Below are 19,679 nucleotides of genomic sequence, written 5' to 3'. Positions count from 1 at the left end.
ATCTTCGGTGTGAATCGTTCGTAAAAACTACTTATGCTCAGTTTCACCCCTGCTTTCTCCCCCGTATTTCCGCTTCAGTCCTCGGATAGTGCTCAGAAAATGCACACCAAATCCAAGCGTTAAGATTCATGTATCGTATCACCGTGTAAAATAGTCACTTTTATCGCTTAAACAGTTCCAATAGCCGGAATCACCTTCTCTTATCCAAACACCTATGCATAGAATTTAGCTTGTTTATATTCGATAAAAAAGTGGACATAATAGAAATATTTATTTGTATACTGATTTAAAATTGTGAACAGAAATGAAGAAGATATTAACAACTATTATATTACTGCTGCTGTTTTTATTCTCAGCGGTGATTACAACGGTAACTTCAACTTCAGAGAAAACACCAATCGAAGAGTTACAATTACAAAAGTTACAGCAGAGGATTAATAGTTTGGGTTTTCACTACAAAGTCGCAAAGAACTGGATAACTGGACTAACACCAGAAGAGCTATCGCAACTCACGGGATACCGCCCGCCGAAGCCACCTGTAGGCGCTTTACCACCAAATGTCAGTTTCCGTTCCTTCCGTACCATAGATGCAGGTGCAGTTCAAAGAAGTACATTGCGACTGACCACCGGAATGCCATCCGCCTATGACGCTATGGCACTTGGATATGTCACACCGGTAAAGAACCAGCACACATGTGGTAGCTGCTGGCTTTTCGCCGCTATTGCCGATATTGAATCAGACGTAGCAATCGCGGACTCCACTCAGAGTGACTTCTCAGAACAGGAAGCTGGAGACTGCAACATCTGGAATCGGTTTTGTAATGGTGGGAATTCACGCATAAGTACAAACTATCTCACAAAGAAGGGTGTGGGTAATGAATCCTGTCACCCCTATGTGGCACACGGAACAGCCTGCTACAACTGTTCTATCATCAAGAATGTAGATAACTGGAGGGTCATCACCGGTAGCAGTGGAGAGACGCAAATAGAAAAGATCAAAGCCGCAATATTGAACTATGGGCCAGTGTACTCAACCATGTACGCAGGTGATCCGGGATTTCATGCTTATGACAGCGGGGTCTATGAGTATTGGGGTACTGATGAGCCAAACCATGCGATACAGATAATAGGGTGGAATGATTCCTTGCCCCACTCAAAAGGTAGCGGTGCGTGGTTGATAAAGAATAGCTGGGGGACGGACTGGGGTGCTCATGGACCTTATCCCGGCTGTGCGTGGGTCGCCTATGGGGCTGCGAATATCGGGGACTACACCAGTGCTATCACATCCTGTAACGATGGCGGTATTCAGTTGTATTACCATGATGAATATGGGTGGATGGGCTACTGTTGTGGTATGGGGACGAACACGGCGTGGGGTGCAGTGCGTTTCATACCTGCCCAGAGTGGTCAATTGCGATCGGTTGATTTCTGGGCTGTTGATGATAATATGCAGTATGAGATCATGATATGCGATAATATAAGTGAGAGCTCACCGTATACATTCTCCAACCAACTTGGATACCAGAATGGGACAACAGAAGAGATGGGTTACTATTCGGTCAGCTTGAGTACACCAATAACAGTGGTTAAGGGTGACGATTTTGTAGTCCAGATCAAATTCACCACTTCTGGATATAACTTTCCGATACCGATAGATTTCATCCCTCCCGGCGATGAATATTACAGTGACTGGGATGCAGGGGGTTCAGGGGAGAGCTATGTGAGTGCTAATGGAGAAACATTCACTAAGCTCAGCATTGGTGGCTCACTCACCGATATCGGGATAAGGGCAAGGGTGAGTCCAGAAGAGTGCCTCGGTAACTGCTACAGCTCAACGAACTGCACAGGTAGCATAATAGCAACAAATGTACCCTGTTACGAGTGTATAAATGGTAATGGTGGTGCTGCAGGCGGTAAATCATGGCATAGCCCTTCACATGGGCATGATTGGTGTTTCAATGATTGCCCTGCATGCTGTGATGGTACCGATAACGATGGCGACAGCCATATTGATTACCCGGCTGATGAAGGATGTGCATGCTGTTATGATTACACCGAGACAGAGGATACCGCGGTGCCATGCATCCCGGAACTCCCCTCGTTTTTGCTGCTCTCCATTGGTTTGCTGCTGCTTATGTTTATGGGCTATCTATATCAACATCTGCATCAATATCGAAGAGATGGTTAATAATGAACTACAAGCTTCTACTTCTTCTCTTAGCTATCGGTATCGGCATCGGTATTTTATATCTCAACGTCATGACCTGGCTGGTAAATAACTGGCTGAACAATCCTTTTTACTCTCATGGGTTCTTAATACCCGTTATTGCTGCGGTCATCGCGTGGAAGAATCTCAGCAGCTCAGGGGTGATAGAAGGGCAGCCTTATAAACCCGGATTTGGCATACTCTCACTTGGGCTCGCTCTCCTCGTTCTCGGATACTTCAAAGATATACCCTCTTTAGGCGCTCTATCATTCTTATTCACTATAAGCGGGCTAATCCTGTATCTGTACGGCAGAGCGGTTATGCGTTCCCTTATCTTCCCTGTCGCGTTTCTCATCTTCGCTATCCCTCCTCCTGGCGTATTGCTTGATAAGATCGCTTTGCAGATGCAGACCATCGCAGTTACGTATTCGACGTTGATAATCACGCAGCTTGGCGTCCCGGTTGAGCGAATTGGAGCAGAGATACACCTGAGAAATAGCACCCTGATCGTGGGTCTGCCTTGCAGTGGTATGAATTCGGTGATTGCTCTGCTGGCATTATCTGTACTCTTCGTCTATCTACTCAGATGCAAGTGGTATAAAAAGGTCACGCTCATCTTCGCTGCTATCCTCTTTGCCATCTTTGCAAACATCCTCAGAATCGTATTTCTAATCTTGATTGCGAACAGTTATGATGAAGCAACCGCAACCGGTTTCTTCCACACGCTCTTCAGCCCTCTTCTCTTCATCATCGCTTTTTTATTCTTAATCCTCTTCAGTATAGTAATTGGATGTAGAATAAGGGGTTAAGGGGATAGGATGAGGAGATTCAGCGAAGAATACTGCAGGGTTATAGGTGTACTACTGCTCACTTTTGTAATTATAATACTCTTCTCAACGCCATCTATGATCCTTGCTAAATCGGTCACCACGATAGGTGCAGAGCTCTCGCATGGTGCATCAGGTGAAACATTTGTGAGAGCGAAGCTGGATTTCGGCAGCAACGAGCATATGCGTGCATTCCCGCGTAAGATAGGCAACTGGCGGGACAGGGAGTACAGTGCGGCAACGAGACTTGCTAAGGTACTGCATGCCGATGTGTTGCTCATGCGTGCGTATTCGAATCCAAAATATTATCAGCCTGTATTCTTCCTCATTGTGCAGTCAAATAATCGCTCAAGTTTCCATTCTCCGATTGTATGCTATCCTGCACTGGGTTATAAGATAGAGGAAACGGGCAGGGTGGAGATACCGGTACGTAACAGGAGCTGGGTGGAAGAGCCGCTCTTTACAAAGCCCATGAATAAAACTCGTATAGTATCCAGCAGGATGATAACAGCAAAGAAACTCATCGTCACGAAGGAATCGCCACGCGGTGACGTAACGGAACGAAGGGTAGTGCTATATTTCTATGTGAAGGAGAAGCCGTTATCAAATAAGATCACAATGGTGCGGGTATCAGCATTGGCACCGATTCAAGGCTCATACAATGGCACTCTGAACATGACCAGGGAGTTTATGGGCGAGACTATACCCTGCATGTTTGAGCTCCAGAAGGAGGAATCGCCTATCTTTTTCACTCTCTTCTATTCTTGCTCCGGTAAAGTGGCTATTGTACTCATTCTACTACTGCCTATCCTGGTTATTTTCTATCCCAGCATACATAACGGTCTATTGAAATCGAAGCTCAGAAATAGAAAGGTGCCACCATGAATAATATGATATTGATGAGCCCATGTGAGAGGCTTATACCATATAAAGAACCTGTCTTCTCCCGCACGAATGAGAATACGAAGCCAGCAGAGAATGCGAGCAAGCAGTCAAACGGGGTGAGATTCCCCGCGTGCAGGACGCCAAAGAGGGTCGAGATGAAGAGAATCCCATGCCATCTGCCCATCACCCGCATTGTATTGAACTGAATCAATCCCCTGAATACTATCTCCTCTAAGAAACCCGTGCAGATGATGAATATCAATGATGCCACAATGATATCAGGGATTCGCAAGTGCAGTGCAAGTGGACTGGGCTTCAAAATCAGATATTCTATTAATCCAAATGGTAGACCAAGGAGTATGACGCCAGCTTCAAGCGATAGATGGGAAGTGGGTATACGAAGCCCCAGGCTCGCGGGATGGAGCCCCTGCAACCATATACATGTGAATACCGCGATGAACACGGGTATGGAGATAAGGATAAACCAGAACATACGGCTGAATTGTACAATCGGCATAGATAAGCTGAGTACCCGGATAAGGGGTGCAAGAGTGAGGGATATGAGGAATTGAGAGAAGACTCTGCTGTATTCCAGGGATGCATATATAAGCAGGAGGAAGATGATGCCGACATGAAAGACAATGCCCAGTTTTTGATTGTAATTTGTTAATAACTCCGCCGAGGTGATTAGAATAAGATAAACTGCACATATAGCATACAGGTTACTCTTGACCATGATTCTGATTCCCCTTCTTCCCCGCGAGCGCCGGAACGGTAACATCATCTCAATTAATACCCGTCTCAAGTTGATAAATGGCTTTTTCTTTTTTGTTTTTGCCCCATCTAAGGAAAAGTTCTTATGTCAATCGAAAAGTTTATATAATCCCTCAGTTTTAACACTGAATATGCACATGCAATTAATAAGAAAGGAGGAGGAAGTGAGCGGATGATAAGTACGATAACAACGACCACTACAACGACAGCAGCAACAATAAGTCAAGCGACAGTTTTCGGCGCTATTTCCGTGGCTGTTTTAATCTCGCTGCTTATAGTGAAGGAATTATTGGATGCAAGCGCAAACGAGCGGGCTATGTTTCTCGGGAAGATCGTTTCAGTTGCAGTTTATCCGCTTCTATTCACTTTCTTGACTATTATGGTCATGAAAGTATTAGAAGTGATATAGTGTGAAGAAGATAGTGGTCTGGCCGGTTAATTTAGCTGCGGGGAGAACGAGAGGGAAAGGCAGGATTGTACCAGCTAGGCTTGGATTGAAATCGCCGAAGCTGGAGGAGATAGAGGAGGCAGCGCGGGCGCTCAATCTTGAACCGATAGTAGAGGCGGACAAGGCATACCCAAAGACACACTGGAATAAAAGTGGACGGGTATTGGTGAATAAAGTAGGACGAAAAGGGGCAATTATAAGGGAGCTCGCAGAGGGGATAAAAGAACTGCGAGTACAGAAGGCAAAGAAAGCAAAGCATAGGGAATGAGTATAACAGATGTTCGATCTTCACACCCATTCTATCTTCAGTGACGGTGAGCTAATACCGAGCGAACTGGTAAGAAGAGCGGTGTTTAATGGTTATGAAGCGATTGCAATCACAGACCACGTGGATTTTACGAATATGGAGTATGTACTCCATGGATTAAAGAAGCTGGAATTGCAGAATAACTGCGATATAGAAGTGATAATAGGTGTTGAGATAACCCATGTACCAGCGGTTAAGATAGAGAATGCGGTAAAGAGGGCGCGGGATCTTGGTGCGGAACTGGTGGTTGTGCATGGAGAAACCCTGGTGGAGCCAGTAGAGGGCGGTACGAACAGAGTGGCAGTGAGTAACCCTTCGGTGGACATACTTGCACATCCGGGTCTTATAAGTGAGACTGATGTGGAACTTGCGAAGGAGAACGATGTCTATCTTGAGATCACATCAAGGCAGGGACATTGCCTGGCTAACGGGCACGTAGCACGCGTATGTAGTGATTTAAATGCGAAGATGTTGCTCAACTCCGATTTGCATGCCCCTGAGGATTTCCTCAATGAAGAATTCGCACAGAAGATACTCGCAGGTGCGGGATTGAATCAAGAGTCTGCGACGAGCGTGTTGCGGGTATACCCACGTGAATTGGTGAACAGGGTGCTTGAAGGTTATAGATGAGGATGAATTGAATTAGCAGCTTCTATAAAGCGCTTCACTCTATCTTCATCTTTTATCCTCAGCTCGCGTTCAACACCGCTGGAGACGTCCACTGCATACGGTTTGACTATAGCTATAGCATCAACGACGTTATCGGGATTTAAACCACCAGCCAGTATCACGGGCTTATTCAATTGCTCCACAATTGCTCTGCTTATGCTCCAGTCATGCTTCTTCCCGGTCCCACCAATCTGGCTGCCACCGCCTGAAGCAGTATCGAGCAGTATTGCATCCACAACGTTCTCATAAGCTATAGCATGTTCCAGACATTCTCGCTTATCATTATTACTACCACTGCCCACACCAATCTTCTTTATTATCGTTATCCTTTTCTTCACCATTTTGCGTATCTCAGCAACGAGCTCTACCGGTTCCGCTCCGTGTAACTGGACACAATCGGCACCGGTGGCTTCTATCAACTCTATTCGCTCGGCTACCGCTTCCTCACTCATTCCATCCAGTGTGACAACCACGACCTTCGAGACGAAAGGGGGCAAAGACCTGAATATAATCTTCGCTTCGTTCAAACTTATATAACGTGTGGTATTCGCGACATTTATAACACCGATAGCATCGGCACCCGCTCGTGCCGCCATCACTGCATCTTCTACTCGCGTATTACCACAGATCTTTATCCTTGTTCTTATCATTTCAAATAGAGGATAGGATGATTCTCTTCTCATCCCGCCGCTTCCCTCTCTCGCTTCGCCATTCTCTCACAAGTTCGTTCAGCATGCGTGCATCAATAAATGCGAAATCACCTCTCACCATAACCGGGATATCATTGGTGGAGAATGTCGGGATGCCAAACTCAAAGAACTTTTCAACAGCAAAATGTGACATCTCCTTACCATATATAACAACAGACACACCCTTCCTCGCCAGTAATTCCGCTGTGTTCGCACCACCGCCACTGCCATTCTCCAGATATACTACTTCGCCTCGCTTAAATCCGTATCTCTTATCCACCTCCTGAATCACATCGCGATTGAATGATTTTATCACTTTTATCCTCTCCCCGTTATTTATTTCCTTACCCCATTTCAGTTCTTCTATGATCCTTCGCAAATCCTCGTTCTCAGCCTCTTTAGCTCTTATCTCATTCTTCAACCTCTTTATCTCCTTATCCCTCCGCTTTATCTCTTCGGTCTCTTCTAACTCCCTGTGACTCATTGACCTGATGGTCTCCATGCGTGTACGCAAGCCCTGAATTTCATGCTCTTTCGCCTCGAGTTCAGACCTCAGAGCTGCATTATACTCCCTCATCGCTTCTATCTCACGCTCTCTGGCTTTGATAACCCCGCGCAATCGTAGGATCTCACTATTTGTGCTATTGATCCTGTTCTCATCTTCATCTCCTCTCTCGCCACAGACATCATGCTCACCTACCTCTTCTGAGTCTGAATGAACCAGACTATTAATTGCAGCACTGATGGAGACGCCTTTTATTACCAGTGCCTTCACTTCTTCCACATCCACATCCGGGGGTGTCTTTTTCCGTACCTGAGCAAACTTCTTTTTGTATCGCTTGAAGGCATAGAGGCAGGCAGCTAAGGCATCTCTCTCATGCACATTCCTGTACTCGTAACCTTCGCCCTTTGTCAGCGCTATCTTCTCCTCTGTTGATAGTGATTCACTCAACTCATGGATATGCGATGAGAAGACCTTGCTTATCTTCTTCACCATTGATGGTGTCGGAGTAACATCAGAAGCCACTATCAGGGGTGTACCATAGGATATTATCCGCCTTATTGCATCAGATATGGAATAGTTCTTCGAGCTGAAGACTTCTATTGGCTTCCCTTCAAGGTCGAGCATGGCAAGCCCGAGCGTAGTACCGGGATCTATGCCAACGATGGTATATCTATGTCTATGTCTCGATGCCATCCATTTATTTATAGCTCCTCTTTTTTAAAAAAGACCTGGTGATGTGTATGAAAATCGGAGTGATAGCAGATACACATGATAATTTAGGTGCGATAAGCGAAGCGGTGGAGATATTCAATCGCGAGGGTGTGGAGATGGTGATTCATGCCGGTGATTTCGTTGCTCCATTCACAGAGAAGCCACTCAGGGCACTAAAGGCACCCCTAATAGGGGTGTTTGGCAATAATGACGGCGATAAGCTACTATTGAGCAGGAAGTATCACGAGAAAGGTGTTGGGGAGCTTTATGAGGACCCTTACAAGCTGGAAATTGCGAAGAAGCAGGTAATTGTGACGCATAAGCCGGGATTAGTGCCAGCACTGGCTGCTTATTATGATGTGGTGATATATGGTCATACGCATAAAGGGGTGATAGAGCAGGAGGGCAATACGCTTGTTGTAAACCCAGGGGAATGCTGTGGCTACCTGACAGGTAAGAGAACAGTAGCGATACTGGACCTGGCGAGATGGGAAGCGGAGATGCTGGATTTTTGAGCAGTACAAGTGATAGAATAAAGATGGAATGGGATAGAATATGGCAGGATGAGAAAAATAGCAAATTATTTATATTGTGAATGACAAGGCATGTAAAAAGGAAGAATAAAAAGGAGGTATCCGAATGGGGACGTTATATGAGGACTTAGTTGATTACGGTGGGGAGGTCTTTGGCAAGGAGCATATAGAGACGCTCAAGGAGTGCGTTCAGTGTGGTAAGTGCACAGGCGGGTGTCCATCGGGGAGAAATACAGCGTTAAGGACGCGGAAGTTAATGCAGATGGCTCTATTGGACATGAGGGAGGAAATTTTTAACGCTCCTGAGCTATGGTACTGCACAACCTGTTTCACCTGTTATGAGCGATGTCCTAAAGGTGTGAAGACAACGGATATAATAAGGACGATAAGGAACTTAGCGGCGAAAGAGGGACATATGTCTGTTCCACACAGAATGATAGGGGTGTATGTATTGAAGACGGGTCATGCAGTGCCGATAGGACCTGACCAGATGAAGCTGAGAGAGAAGGTGGGTCTTGACTCGCAGCCACCGACGACGCAGAAATACCCGGAATATCTGAAAGAGGTACAGGAGATATTCAGAACTACGGGTTACGATGCGATGATAGATTTCGATTGGGAGACGATGAATTTAAGAGGAATGGCAAAAGGAGGTAAGAAGTAAGAAATGAGTGAGAATGGGAATACATATGCCTATTTCCTGGGCTGTATCACGCCGAATAGGTATCCGGGGATAGAAGCAGCGACGAAGAAGATATTCAAGGAGTTCGGAATAGAAACGAAGGAGATGGTAGGTGCTTCTTGCTGTCCAGCGCCGGGCGTCTTTGGCTCTTTCGATTTGCATACTTGGCTACCGGTTGCTGCGCGGAATCTCGCAATTGCGGAGGAGATGGAGCTTGAGATATACGTGACGTGTAATGGTTGTTATGGTTCACTACAGGAAGCGGACCATTTGATGAAGGAACACCCGAGCGTAAAGGAGAAAGTAAATAAGGTACTTGCTAAATTTGGCAGAGAATATAAAGGCACGACAAAGGTGAACCATTCAATTGTGATCCTTCACGATGTTATTGGACTGGATCGGTTAAAAGAGAAGATAAAGAAACCGATGGACGATGTGAATGTGGCGGTGCATTATGGTTGCCATTTCCTCAAGCCAAGCGAGGTGAGGGGGCATGGCTCTTCTGAGACACCGTATATACTGGAGGACCTGGTAAAAGTAACGGGAGCAAAGGATGTGGATTATAAAGACAAATTGATGTGCTGTGGCGCAGGTGGAGGAAATAGAACTGCAGATACACTACAATCGCTTGAATGGACGCGTCAGAAGCTGGTAAACGCCATAATGGCTGGCTGTGACTGTATGGTTCACCCATGCGCATTCTGTCATTTACAGCTTGATCGTGGGCAGGCAGAGATGAATAAAGCTTTTGGCACGAACTTCAATTTCCCTATACTGTTTGCAACGCAGTTTATCGGACTTGCAATGGGAATGAGCCAGGAAGAGCTTGGATTAGACGCACAGACCACGACAATGCCCGAGAAGTTATTAAAATAAATATAAAAAAGAGAAATTTTTTTCTTCTCTTTTTTTTGCTTACCACAGCTTTTGAACTTTTGGTAAAACAGCACGAAGCCGTCCTTTCGCCTGCCTTACTGCACGCAGATCCCTCTCCTTCTCTGTTATCTTATTTATCAATTCAAGCCGCTGCGACTCCTCAGATACTTTTCGAAGCTCTGCTACCAAACCGTCTATCTCCTTGATCAGGTTTGCTATCTCTTCATCCTTCTCTTTTATCACATCATCAGGTACTACACCCATTTCTATCTCCCTATTATGCTTCTTTCACCTGACAATATTTATCTCTTTCTATTTTCTCCTCTACCCTTACCCCTTCAGTACTATCTCGATATGGACATCCTTGGGTATGGGTATACGCATAAGCTGGCGTAGTGCTCTCTCGTCCGCTTCAAGGTCTATCAACCTTTTATGGATGCGCATCTCCCAGTGGTCCCATGTAGGAGAGCCTTCACCATCCGGGCTCTTTCTACACGGAACCACCAGTTTCTTCGTGGGTAATGGTATGGGACCCGAGATACTGACCCCAGTCGTCTCCGCTATCCTCTTCACTTGTTGACAGATACCATCCAGCTGTTTATGGTCCACACTCGATAATTTTATCCTCGCTTTTTGATTCATTCTCCTGTTACTTCGTTACTTCGACTTTATGTCAATTACCATACCCGCAGCAACAGTCTGTCCCATATCCCGTACAGCGAACCGTCCGAGCTGTGGTATCTCCTTTACTCGCTCGATGACCAGAGGACGCGTTGGCTTCACCTTTATGATAGCGGCATCTCCCGCTTTTACATAATCTGGATTCTCTTCCAGTGTCGCCCCAGACCGTGGGTCTAACTTCTTTGTTATCTCTATTATCGTCGAAGCGATCTGAGCGGTGTGGCAATGGAATACGGGAGTATAACCGACAGTGATTGCAGTGGGATGCTGAAGAACCACTATCTGAGCTGTGAACTCCTCAGCAACGGTGGGAGGGGAGTCGGGATGCCCACACACATCACCACGCCTCAGTTCATTCCTGCTTATTCCACGAACGTTCCAGCCGATGTTGTCTCCAGGGAGTGCCTCAGGAATCTCCTCATGGTGCATCTCTATTGATTTCACCTCACCGACCTTACCTGGTGGATTAAAGATGACCTTATCTCCTTTCTTCAACTTCCCTGTCTCTACTCGCCCTACGGGTACGGTACCAACACCGGTTATCGAATATACATCCTGTACCGGGATTCTTAGCGGTAGCTGAACGGGCTTTTCTGGCACTTTCATCAGGTCCAACGCTTCCAGGAAAGTGGGACCATCGAACCATTTCATCTTGTCACTGGGTTTTGTTATATTCTCACCCTCATAAGCCGAAACGGGTATAAATACCAGATTCTCCTCCTTGTAGCCTACGGTCTTCAGAAGCTCGAGTAGCTGCCCTTTTAGCTCTTTATACCTCGCCTCATCATAATTCACCCGGTCCATCTTGTTTATCGCGACAATTAACTGACTCACTCCGAGAGTCCTTGCGAGAAATACATGCTCCTTCGTCTGCTCCTTTATGCCATCCTTCGCATCCACCACCAGTACCGCCGCATCTGCCTGAGAGGTACCAGTTATCATATTCTTCACGAAGTCCCTGTGTCCGGGGCAATCAACGATGGTGTAATAATACTTATCAGTATCAAACCTCTGATGTGCGACATCTATGGTGATGCCCCTCTCCCGTTCATCTTTCAACGAATCCATTACCCATGCGAACTCGAACGTCGCTTTTCCCAGCGCTTCCGCTTTCTTCCTGTACTCCTCCACTATATGTGGGTCTATTGCCCCTGTATCGGTGAGCAGCCTGCCAAGCAGTGTTGATTTACCGTGGTCTATATGCCCTATCATTGCAAGATTCATGTGCTCTTTCTCTACCATTTTCTCTTCTTCTCCTATTTATCCTTCTTTCTTTTATACTAACTATAACTAAATAAAATATCTTATCGAATTATTATCTCTCTTCTATATTATAATTTTGTTAGGTCTTCGAGGAATAAAGATGAGATTGAAATCCGATTGCATCGCCTGTCTGGTGGAGAGGGCGAAATATGAATGTGATATGATATTTAAAGAGGAGGAAGACGACGCAAAGATAGCGGCAATGAAGGAGATTCTTCTCTTCCTTGTCTCTCATCTGAGCGATAAAGGTAAGAGCAGAACGCCTGCTTTCTTTGGTACAGAGCGAGAGAGGATATTAAAGAGGCGGAGCGGAATAGTGGACCCTCATGAGCATGTAAAGAAGCGGAGTAATGAAGCGGCAAAAGAGCTGCTTCCTGTTGCTATTGAGTACTTTTCTTCACACTATGATGGTATAGAAGCGCTGGTGCGAATTGCAGCAGCTGCAAATTCTATGGAATACGGTGTGAGAGGCTACTCATATAACGATGCGGCTTTCAAGGCAGATTTTATGCATGTATTGCATGAGAGATTGAATTGGGATAGGGATTTGATATTATCAGCGATAAGGGAACGAGACAAGGTTCTGTATCTGACGGACAATGCGGGCGAGGTATTTTTTGACGCGTTTGTAGTGAAGGAACTGAGCGAGATGGGTAAAGAGGTGATTGTATCCCCGAAGAGCGCTGCGGTCATAAACGATGCCACGGTGAATGACTGGAAGGAAGCGGCTGCGTATGTCGGCGTAGAGGATGTGGAGATGATTCCCAGCGGCGCAAGTATAGGTGTATCACGGGAGGATGCGAGTGTGGAATTCCTGCGCGTATTCAATAATGATGATTATCTGGTGATAGCGAAGGGTATGGGCAACTATGAATCTATATCGGAGTTTGAGGCTGAGTTCAAGCAGCGGTTGGTATATATACTGAGGGCGAAATGCATGCCCGTAGCACAGAGCATAGGGGTGGATAGAGGAGAGCTCGTGGCTAAATTAGTATGAAGGTGGAGGCAGAGAGCGGAACACGCCCTTCTCAGTAATCACTCCTGCTATCAACTCGAAGGGTGTGAAGTCGAATGCAGGATTGTAAACTTTCACTTCCTCCGGGGCTAACTGGACATCCACACCCGCATCAGCACTCGTACAGTATATCAGTTCACGAGGACTTCTCTGTTCTATCTCCACATCCTTATAGCTCCGCTCCAGGTCGAACGATGATAGAGGTGCAGCCACATAAAATGGTATCCCATGCTCCTTCGCCACCACCGCGTGCATATACGTTCCTATCTTGTTTATCACACCCTCTTTTACCACCCTGTCGGCACCCACCAGCACCTTGTCCACTTTCCCCTCTCGCATCACTGCGGCACTCATACTATCAGTGATGAGCGTAACGGGTATTTTATCCTGAATCAGTTCCCATGTAGTCAACCGTGAGCCCTGATTAAGGGGTCTTGTCTCACATGCTATCACTTCTATCCTCTTGCCATGCATTGTTGCCGTTCTTATTACACCAAGAGCGGTGCCCCAGTCAACACATGCAAGTCTGCCAGCATTGCAATGCGTCAGTACAACATCACCATCATCAAGAAGCGCACTGCCATATTCCCCTATCTTCTTATTTACTGTGATATCCTCATCAATAATCCGCTTCGCCTCCGCAAGAGCGTATTTTTTCATCTCTTCGGGTGTTTCACCGCGTTTCGCCGCATTGAACGCCCTGTTAACGCCGTAAGAGAGATTCACAGCTGTTGGTCTCGCATTCTGCAATTGCTTTACTGCCTTCTCTATTGCTATTTCTATGTCTATTGCTTCATCTGTAGCTGCATTCTTGCAAGCCAGGACGACACCGAGTGCACCTGCAACACCCAGAGCAGGAGCGCCACGGACTTTCAACTCCTTTATCGCCCTTATAAGCTCCTCAACTCGTTCACATACCTCTATTTTATACGCCCGTGGCAGTCGCGTCTGGTCTATCAGTCGCACTGCTTCCCGCTCTTCATCCCATTCGATTGTTCTCATGTATCACATCAATATACCGGCTCAAATAATTATAAGGAGTAAGTGTAAAAGAAAGCGTAGAGAAGTGGAGCTCCGAACTGTACTTGTGGAACCGAAGAACGAGGAGAATATAGGTGCAGTGGCGCGTGTATTAAAGAATTTCGGGTTCTATAACTATAACCTCTACATGGTGAAACCGCCCAGTATAGGGTCTAAGGCGAGATATGTCGCCTCACATGCACGTGATTTACTTGCCACAGCGCGAATAGTGAGTACAATAGAAGAAGCGGTGAAGGACGCCAGTATTGTTGTGGGTACCACATCAAAGCGTGGCATCTCCAAAAGCAAACAGCTTAGAATGGGAACTTTAACGCCAAGCCAGTTAAAAGAGAAGATAAAGAGAGAAAATAAAGAGGGGATTTTAGCACTACTATTTGGTAGGGAAGATATAGGGCTATTGAATGAGGAGTTAAAACGGTGCGATATGGTTGTCAGCATCCCAACGAGTCCAGACTATCCAGTAATGAACCTCTCACACGCTGTCGCGGTTGTTATATATGAATTGAGGGATACTGGTACGGATACGGATACAGACACAGACACGGTATCTACTTCAAATGCACTGAAGTTAGCGAGCTTCGAGGACAAGGAGCGTTTATTTCGCCATATCCAGACTTTCCTGGATGAGATTGAGTATAAGGAGCATAAGAAAGAGAGGACTATGCTAATGTTACGAAGGCTCCTTGGTAGGGCGGAACTCACGCCAAGGGAGATACAGACCCTGAGAGGGATTTTAAGGAAGGCGGAATGGAAGATTTTATATAGCCACACTTCTAATAGATGAGATGGTGTGGAATTTGTGTATGTAAAGGAAGGAGGTGATGGGGTATGTGTAGTGTAGGCGATGTGAGTTTTGATATAGAGATAGAGGAGTTGGAACTGGAACGATACAAATGCAAAGACTGTGGTAACAAGTTTGATGCGATGGGTGAGAAAGTAATCTGTCCTGCTTGCCAGTCGGAGAATGTAGAGAAGATATGATCTCCCTGAGAGGGGATGAGATGCTTGTTATAGAGGGCAACAGCGGCACTCTGGGAGTGGTTAAAGCAGGTATTAGAAGGCAATTCTTTGTTGATACACCGAAAGGCGAATTTGTGCTGGCACTGGAGCCCGATGATTTACTCGTTGCTTCCGCATTCGGTACGGGTGACCGAATAGTGAGCGGATTGAGATGCGTGCTATACATGATAAGAGAATTGAGTTCACCATTGATTGTACTACCGGGAGACCATCCAGCATCGGCTCGCCTGAAATTTGTCGTCTCGGCTGGCAAGCGAATAGTGATAAGTTGTAACATCAAGCCAGGTACGCACCCTGAGCAGCATTTGTTATGTGGTATGCCTGAGTTTGAGGGTGTGGAGATACAGGCAGTGGAGGGCGGTGTAGAACTGAAAGGGCTGGAAATGGCGAGTTATAGGCATATCAGCTTTGGATAAAGGATATAATGATATAATGAGAGAAGAAAGCAGAAGTAGAGATGCGATGTCACCACTTACTGCACCTGCACTCTATCCAATAGCACGTATAGAAGTAGCAAATAGTGAGGTAAAGACATTCTTATTTATCGCGGATGCGATAGCGCGTGCAAGTGAACCCGGGCAATTTGTTATGGTATGGAATCCCGGTGTGGATGAGATACCAATCTCAATTGCAGATGTAAGTGGAGGGGGAGAGCAGATAGAACTCGCTATCGCCGATAGAGGCGATTGCACACACAGCCTGCATCAGAAGCATGAGGGTGACCTGATAGGGCTGAGGGGACCGTATGGCAGGGGATTTCGGATTCACGGCAGCCGGATTTGCATTGTTGGTGGCGGATATGGAGTAGCGCCATTGCTATTCGCGGCGAAGCGAGCACGGGAATTGGGTAAAGACATAACGGTTCTCGTGGGTGCGCGTAGTGAATCGGAACTATTGTATGTAGCGGAATTTCACGATATCGGGTGTGATGTGCGAGTAGCGACAGAAGACGGGTCACAGGGCTTCAGGGGTGTGGTAACAGAATTGCTATCATCAACGCTACGAGATGAAGATTTTGACCAGGTACTCTGTTGCGGTCCGGAACTGATGATGAAGCGTGTTTGCGGAATCACGAAGCGTGCGGGAATATCTACCCAGATTGCAGTCGAGCGGATAGTGAAGTGTAGCTGTGGAGCTTGTGGCACCTGTGACCTCGGTGGATACCGTGTTTGTACTGATGGACCGGTATTCAATGCGGAGGAGCTGGAGGGTACGGAATTTGGATGCTGGAAGCGAGCGAAGAGTGGTAAAAGGATACAGATCAATAATAACTGCAGTTCAGGTTTATCGTCAGTTCCATCGCCTGCGTTCACACCCGAATATGAGCCTCTGTTAGAGACGCACCTCTGCGGGATTGAGTTCCCCAATCCAATTGCGAATGCAGCAGGTTTCGGTATCTCCGGGAAATTGCTTTACCGATACGCAATTGCTGGTGCCGGTGCGCTCGTGACCAAATCGGTAGGAGTGAGGGAGCAGGAGGGGTATCCAAATCCAACGTTCTTTGAGGTCGCTCCCCAGACACAGAGCTATGTGAATGCAATGGGACTTCCGAATCCTGGGATAAGAGATTATGGACCGGAGATAGAAGATGCGAAGCGTGCAAATGTGCCATTGATACTGAACGTTTTTGCAAGGGATGTAGAGGAGAGCAGAGAGGTGGCAAAGGTCGCACTGAACTATCCGATAGAGATGCTGGAGTTCAATGCTTCATGTCCTCATACTGATTTTGTATCCATGGAGAACAATCCCAAGCTGTTAAGGAGCATAATAGAGGCGATACGGGAGGTTATACACCCACACCATATACCGCTCGCGGTTAAGCTATCACCCAATATAGGGGATATCGCTGGACTGGCGATGACACTGGAACGGGCAGGTGCTGATGCTATCACGGCGATTAACACAGTTCTATGCAGACCTATTGATCGCACGCTTGATATACCCATTCTTGGCAATCCTACGGGTTATGGTGGTAAATCGGGCAGGGCACTCACAGCGGGAGGGAAGCAGGTGGTCTTCTCGCTATATGATGAGTTGAAGATACCCATAATTGCGGTTGGTGGCATCTTCTCCGCGAAGGATGTGATAGATTATGCGAGAAATGGTGCAAGCCTGTTCCAGATAGGTAGTGCGCTGGTAACTCAGGGTCATGGCATCTTTAGAAAAATAAAAGAGGATTTGAAGGATTATATTCGCAATAATGGCTATAAAAACATAGGTGAACTGGTAGGGGAAGCGCACAGGCGATAGGATTTAAAGCTCAGTTATGAATGAAAGAGGGGAAGAGTGTGGGGAAGAAGTCCGGCTCATCTATTGCTCTTAACTTTTAACTTTCTGCACCAATTTTTGCAGTTCAAAGCAACTTTCCTTCAGGCGTGAAATCCTTTCCTCAGCGAGATATTGACACCGGCAGTGCATTATCGCGTTGCGGATGGTTTCCAAATCGTCTAACCTCCTCTTCCACTCTTTTGGACTTTTCATATAAGAACTGAAAATTCTTTTATTAGCCTTAGCCTCGATAATTTTTCCATAATCATAAAAATAAAAATCAATAAAATACAATTCTGGCAGTTTCCTTTCCTCTTCTAAGCGAGTTTCTTGAACTCTTTCGCCGTATTTCTTACTCACATCAACTGGAACACCTTTCCACCACCATTCTTCCCCGTGCGCATCCCTTAACACTTCCTGAATCAATTCTCTAAGGGTATTTTAAACCATTCTATCAATGCGTGATTTAGCAATACCGGGTTATTTGTTCTCCGTTTCATAAACTTAATAGCTCCCACATCTTTCTTTGAATCCTGATATCCAATCTTTCGCTTATTTCGTTCATTAATAACACCAATTCTGTATCTTCAATCTCTGCTTTCAAGGAGTTTAAAAATTCTTCAAAATGCTCGCCCTCATCCTCATCGTATATTTCCTCTATTCGCTCTTTGGTAGCACGCATAAAAGAATCCTCTATGACTTTTATTCTTTTCTCTTTATTCACATCGTCAGGCAAATCAAATCTCAGCTTATAAAGTAAAAGTAGAGTTTCATAATCCGGTTTTTTACATGCCATTGCATTAAACAGCCCATAGCGAGTTTTTCCCTTACCTCTTTCTCCGGATGTTTTATGTGGAGTGCCCTCAGTTCTTCCAGGCAAGCCTCTATCTCTTCAAACCTGTTTGCCTTCCCGTAATGACTCGTTGCATTAACCAACCCACTGGCGAGTTTTTCTCTTACTTCTACTTCTTTTTCTGGATGAGTTTTGGAAACCTCTTTGTAGCACGAAAGCCAATGACTTGTATCTATTTTTTCAATATCAAACGGTAACGATGAAAGGTCACCTGTAAATAATACCAGTGCGGAGAAATATTCTGGAGTCTGACCTCTAACCTCATTCAATTTTATCCATATTTGACCGAGTATTTGAACCGCTTTTTCTGCTTCTTCTCTAAAAAATCTGGGAATCACGAAAATATTGTAGGATATCCTGAGAGGCATGTAAGGAAGGAATTTGCTCATCACCCTGTCAAAATTTTCTTCTTTTATGTTTATGAATTGAGAGAGAAGATAATCTGCAATGAGATCATATTTAAAGACATATCTTTCACCAGACCTCAATAAGAAGAAATCAGTATTTCTATCCGCTAAACCTATGATCGCTTTTAAATGCTGGAAATCATATTCTGGCAGATATCTGGTTAAAACCTCTTCAAAATATTTGTAGTCTTTTTCCCACTCAATAGGAGTAAGAAGCGATAATAAGAAGAGAATATTGTCAATATCGCCGATGGACATACTTCTATATTCTCTAAGGTCTTCCTTATACTTCGCTATTCTGTGTTCTATGGCTTCTTTCTGCCTTCCAATTCTGCCCTTATCTCTGTAAAGTTCTGCAAGAAATATGGCTATTACAAAATTACCTCTGGACTCTTTTTCTATCTGTTCTACATCCTCTCTTTGAATTTCAAAATGTTCTTTTAAAAAGGAAGGGATATCCCCATTTTCAATTTGAAGATACTGCGCGGATGCGTTCCTTTCCTTCAATTCGTTCTCAATAGATTCCTTAAAGATAGCTCTGTCAATGAGCAAAAGCTTTACAGTTTTTACATTTATATCCTCAGGGGGATTTTGTACAAATCCAACAACTTTGTTTCGCTCAGGATACCTTGATGCATCATCTAAAATGAGTAAGACACTCTTACCGCTTAGCACAATAGAGACCACGGAATGTTTGAAGTCTTTATCACGATCTATGAAATAAACATCCCAATTATCATTTGCTACTTGTCTCGCGAATTCTATGGCTAATCTCGTTTTACCGAAACCACCCTCCCCGGTAATAACAAATACTTCTTTATCGTTCTCCAAAAACTCATGAAGTTCCCCGAGTTCCGATTCTCTACCGACAAATTCATATTCCAGTAGCGGCTTAATTTCAGGTCTTTTTTCAAATTCTTCTAACGAAACTAATGGATTGGTAGTGTTTCATCATCAGTTAAAATTCACCTCCAGCAGATATAATTTCAACCTCACCTTTTATAAATCTTAAGTTATCA

General features: G+C 45.3%; 24 protein-coding genes. 14 read left to right on the top strand and 10 right to left on the bottom strand.

Annotated features, from left to right (window positions below; all coding sequences use genetic code 11):
- Positions 1–304: 304 nt before the first annotated feature.
- From J7J01_02465 to J7J01_02455, 3 genes are read left to right on the top strand one after another with little or no spacing between them, the layout of a single operon-like run.
- Complete coding sequence (locus J7J01_02465) at positions 305–2,188, top strand: hypothetical protein (protein ID MCD6209755.1); 1,884 nt, start codon at positions 305–307, stop codon at positions 2,186–2,188.
- 2 nt (positions 2,189–2,190) lie between these two features.
- Positions 2,191–3,015, top strand: a complete 825-nt coding sequence (locus J7J01_02460; GenBank protein ID MCD6209754.1) for an exosortase/archaeosortase family protein — start codon at positions 2,191–2,193, stop codon at positions 3,013–3,015.
- Positions 3,016–3,024: 9 nt separating this feature from the next.
- A complete protein-coding gene (locus tag J7J01_02455) occupies positions 3,025–3,918 on the top strand; it encodes an exosortase-associated EpsI family protein (GenBank protein MCD6209753.1) in 894 nt (297 codons plus the stop codon).
- Here J7J01_02455 and J7J01_02450 read toward each other — a convergent pair.
- Positions 3,893–4,654, bottom strand: coding sequence for a CPBP family intramembrane metalloprotease (locus J7J01_02450; GenBank protein ID MCD6209752.1), 762 nt, complete (start codon positions 4,652–4,654; stop codon positions 3,893–3,895). The genes J7J01_02455 and J7J01_02450 overlap by 26 nt on opposite strands.
- Positions 4,655–4,864: 210 nt before the next feature.
- On the opposite strand from J7J01_02450, the gene J7J01_02445 reads away from it, so the two are divergent.
- From J7J01_02445 to J7J01_02435, 3 genes are read left to right on the top strand one after another with little or no spacing between them, the layout of a single operon-like run.
- On the top strand, positions 4,865–5,101 hold the full coding sequence (locus J7J01_02445; protein ID MCD6209751.1) for a hypothetical protein: 237 nt from the start codon (positions 4,865–4,867) through the stop codon (positions 5,099–5,101).
- A 1-nt stretch (position 5,102) separates the two neighbouring features.
- Complete coding sequence (locus J7J01_02440; GenBank protein ID MCD6209750.1) at positions 5,103–5,408, top strand: hypothetical protein; 306 nt, start codon at positions 5,103–5,105, stop codon at positions 5,406–5,408.
- A 9-nt stretch (positions 5,409–5,417) separates the two neighbouring features.
- Entirely contained in the window at positions 5,418–6,077 is a 660-nt protein-coding gene (locus J7J01_02435; GenBank protein ID MCD6209749.1) for a histidinol phosphate phosphatase domain-containing protein, read from the top strand.
- Here J7J01_02435 and J7J01_02430 read toward each other — a convergent pair.
- Complete coding sequence (locus tag J7J01_02430; protein ID MCD6209748.1) at positions 6,068–6,799, bottom strand: phosphoribosylanthranilate isomerase; 732 nt, start codon at positions 6,797–6,799, stop codon at positions 6,068–6,070. The two genes, J7J01_02435 and J7J01_02430, sit on opposite strands and share 10 nt — an antisense overlap.
- Complete coding sequence (locus J7J01_02425) at positions 6,768–8,003, bottom strand: DUF460 domain-containing protein (GenBank protein ID MCD6209747.1); 1,236 nt, start codon at positions 8,001–8,003, stop codon at positions 6,768–6,770. Before J7J01_02425 ends, J7J01_02430 begins: the two co-directional genes overlap by 32 nt.
- A 47-nt stretch (positions 8,004–8,050) precedes the next feature.
- On the opposite strand from J7J01_02425, the gene J7J01_02420 reads away from it, so the two are divergent.
- From J7J01_02420 to hdrB, 3 genes are all read left to right on the top strand, one after another.
- On the top strand, positions 8,051–8,536 hold the full coding sequence (locus J7J01_02420; protein MCD6209746.1) for a metallophosphoesterase: 486 nt from the start codon (positions 8,051–8,053) through the stop codon (positions 8,534–8,536).
- 124 nt (positions 8,537–8,660) lie between these two features.
- Positions 8,661–9,218, top strand: coding sequence for a CoB--CoM heterodisulfide reductase subunit C (gene hdrC / locus J7J01_02415; protein ID MCD6209745.1), 558 nt, complete (start codon positions 8,661–8,663; stop codon positions 9,216–9,218).
- 3 nt (positions 9,219–9,221) lie between these two features.
- A complete protein-coding gene (gene hdrB / locus J7J01_02410) occupies positions 9,222–10,112 on the top strand; it encodes a CoB--CoM heterodisulfide reductase subunit B (protein ID MCD6209744.1) in 891 nt (296 codons plus the stop codon).
- Positions 10,113–10,151: 39 nt separating this feature from the next.
- Here the strand turns inward: hdrB and J7J01_02405 are convergent, their stop codons facing one another.
- From J7J01_02405 to tuf, 3 genes are all read right to left on the bottom strand, one after another.
- Entirely contained in the window at positions 10,152–10,376 is a 225-nt protein-coding gene (locus J7J01_02405; GenBank protein MCD6209743.1) for a hypothetical protein, read from the bottom strand.
- A gap of 66 nt (positions 10,377–10,442) precedes the next feature.
- Positions 10,443–10,754 carry a 30S ribosomal protein S10 gene (gene rpsJ / locus J7J01_02400; GenBank protein MCD6209742.1) on the bottom strand — a complete coding sequence of 104 codons (312 nt, stop codon included), beginning with the start codon at positions 10,752–10,754 and terminating at the stop codon, positions 10,443–10,445.
- Between the two features lie 15 nt (positions 10,755–10,769).
- Positions 10,770–12,035 carry a translation elongation factor EF-1 subunit alpha gene (tuf, locus tag J7J01_02395; protein MCD6209741.1) on the bottom strand — a complete coding sequence of 422 codons (1,266 nt, stop codon included), beginning with the start codon at positions 12,033–12,035 and terminating at the stop codon, positions 10,770–10,772.
- Positions 12,036–12,156: 121 nt separating this feature from the next.
- Between tuf and J7J01_02390 the strand changes: the two genes are divergently transcribed.
- Entirely contained in the window at positions 12,157–13,053 is an 897-nt protein-coding gene (locus J7J01_02390; GenBank protein MCD6209740.1) for a DUF89 family protein, read from the top strand.
- On the opposite strand, the gene mtnA is transcribed toward J7J01_02390, so the two are convergent.
- Positions 13,045–14,073, bottom strand: a complete 1,029-nt coding sequence (gene mtnA / locus J7J01_02385; protein MCD6209739.1) for an S-methyl-5-thioribose-1-phosphate isomerase — start codon at positions 14,071–14,073, stop codon at positions 13,045–13,047. The genes J7J01_02390 and mtnA overlap by 9 nt on opposite strands.
- Positions 14,074–14,137: 64 nt before the next feature.
- Between mtnA and J7J01_02380 the strand changes: the two genes are divergently transcribed.
- The 4 genes from J7J01_02380 to J7J01_02365 are packed head-to-tail and all read left to right on the top strand — an operon-like array spanning position 14,138 to position 17,382.
- Positions 14,138–14,896: an RNA methyltransferase gene (locus J7J01_02380; protein ID MCD6209738.1), complete on the top strand. Its 759-nt coding sequence runs from the start codon at positions 14,138–14,140 to the stop codon at positions 14,894–14,896.
- 44 nt (positions 14,897–14,940) lie between these two features.
- Positions 14,941–15,093, top strand: a complete 153-nt coding sequence (locus J7J01_02375; GenBank protein ID MCD6209737.1) for a zinc ribbon domain-containing protein — start codon at positions 14,941–14,943, stop codon at positions 15,091–15,093.
- Complete coding sequence (locus J7J01_02370) at positions 15,090–15,548, top strand: hypothetical protein (GenBank protein MCD6209736.1); 459 nt, start codon at positions 15,090–15,092, stop codon at positions 15,546–15,548. Before J7J01_02375 ends, J7J01_02370 begins: the two co-directional genes overlap by 4 nt.
- Before the next feature lie 16 nt (positions 15,549–15,564).
- Positions 15,565–17,382 (top strand): dihydroorotate dehydrogenase electron transfer subunit, encoded by a 1,818-nt coding sequence (locus J7J01_02365; protein MCD6209735.1) that lies wholly within the window; start codon positions 15,565–15,567, stop codon positions 17,380–17,382.
- Between the two features lie 69 nt (positions 17,383–17,451).
- Here J7J01_02365 and J7J01_02360 read toward each other — a convergent pair whose 3' ends face one another.
- From J7J01_02360 to J7J01_02350, 3 genes are all read right to left on the bottom strand, one after another.
- Entirely contained in the window at positions 17,452–17,826 is a 375-nt protein-coding gene (locus J7J01_02360; protein ID MCD6209734.1) for a hypothetical protein, read from the bottom strand.
- 70 nt (positions 17,827–17,896) lie between these two features.
- The gene (locus J7J01_02355) at positions 17,897–18,196 is read right to left on the bottom strand and encodes a hypothetical protein (protein ID MCD6209733.1); all 300 of its coding nucleotides are present in this window, start codon (positions 18,194–18,196) and stop codon (positions 17,897–17,899) included.
- Complete coding sequence (locus J7J01_02350; protein ID MCD6209732.1) at positions 18,145–19,491, bottom strand: hypothetical protein; 1,347 nt, start codon at positions 19,489–19,491, stop codon at positions 18,145–18,147. Before J7J01_02350 ends, J7J01_02355 begins: the two co-directional genes overlap by 52 nt.
- Between the last annotated feature and the right edge of the window lie 188 nt (positions 19,492–19,679).

The organism is Methanophagales archaeon (genome assembly GCA_021159465.1).
GTDB lineage: Archaea > Halobacteriota > Syntropharchaeia > Alkanophagales > Methanospirareceae > G60ANME1.
This window is presented reverse-complemented; position numbering and strand designations above follow the sequence as displayed.

Coding starts and splice junctions, on each gene's coding strand:
- J7J01_02465 (MCD6209755.1), top strand. CDS start 305: ATGAAGAAGATATTAACAACTATTATATTACTGCTGCTGTTTTTATTC.
- J7J01_02460 (MCD6209754.1), top strand. CDS start 2,191: ATGAACTACAAGCTTCTACTTCTTCTCTTAGCTATCGGTATCGGCATC.
- J7J01_02455 (MCD6209753.1), top strand. CDS start 3,025: ATGAGGAGATTCAGCGAAGAATACTGCAGGGTTATAGGTGTACTACTG.
- J7J01_02450 (MCD6209752.1), bottom strand. CDS start 4,654: ATGGTCAAGAGTAACCTGTATGCTATATGTGCAGTTTATCTTATTCTA.
- J7J01_02445 (MCD6209751.1), top strand. CDS start 4,865: ATGATAAGTACGATAACAACGACCACTACAACGACAGCAGCAACAATA.
- J7J01_02435 (MCD6209749.1), top strand. CDS start 5,418: ATGTTCGATCTTCACACCCATTCTATCTTCAGTGACGGTGAGCTAATA.
- J7J01_02430 (MCD6209748.1), bottom strand. CDS start 6,799: ATGAGAAGAGAATCATCCTATCCTCTATTTGAAATGATAAGAACAAGG.
- J7J01_02425 (MCD6209747.1), bottom strand. CDS start 8,003: ATGGCATCGAGACATAGACATAGATATACCATCGTTGGCATAGATCCC.
- J7J01_02420 (MCD6209746.1), top strand. CDS start 8,051: ATGAAAATCGGAGTGATAGCAGATACACATGATAATTTAGGTGCGATA.
- hdrC (MCD6209745.1), top strand. CDS start 8,661: ATGGGGACGTTATATGAGGACTTAGTTGATTACGGTGGGGAGGTCTTT.
- hdrB (MCD6209744.1), top strand. CDS start 9,222: ATGAGTGAGAATGGGAATACATATGCCTATTTCCTGGGCTGTATCACG.
- J7J01_02405 (MCD6209743.1), bottom strand. CDS start 10,376: ATGGGTGTAGTACCTGATGATGTGATAAAAGAGAAGGATGAAGAGATA.
- rpsJ (MCD6209742.1), bottom strand. CDS start 10,754: ATGAATCAAAAAGCGAGGATAAAATTATCGAGTGTGGACCATAAACAG.
- tuf (MCD6209741.1), bottom strand. CDS start 12,035: ATGGTAGAGAAAGAGCACATGAATCTTGCAATGATAGGGCATATAGAC.
- J7J01_02390 (MCD6209740.1), top strand. CDS start 12,157: ATGAGATTGAAATCCGATTGCATCGCCTGTCTGGTGGAGAGGGCGAAA.
- mtnA (MCD6209739.1), bottom strand. CDS start 14,073: ATGAGAACAATCGAATGGGATGAAGAGCGGGAAGCAGTGCGACTGATA.
- J7J01_02375 (MCD6209737.1), top strand. CDS start 14,941: ATGTGTAGTGTAGGCGATGTGAGTTTTGATATAGAGATAGAGGAGTTG.
- J7J01_02370 (MCD6209736.1), top strand. CDS start 15,090: ATGATCTCCCTGAGAGGGGATGAGATGCTTGTTATAGAGGGCAACAGC.
- J7J01_02365 (MCD6209735.1), top strand. CDS start 15,565: ATGAGAGAAGAAAGCAGAAGTAGAGATGCGATGTCACCACTTACTGCA.
- J7J01_02355 (MCD6209733.1), bottom strand. CDS start 18,196: ATGGCATGTAAAAAACCGGATTATGAAACTCTACTTTTACTTTATAAG.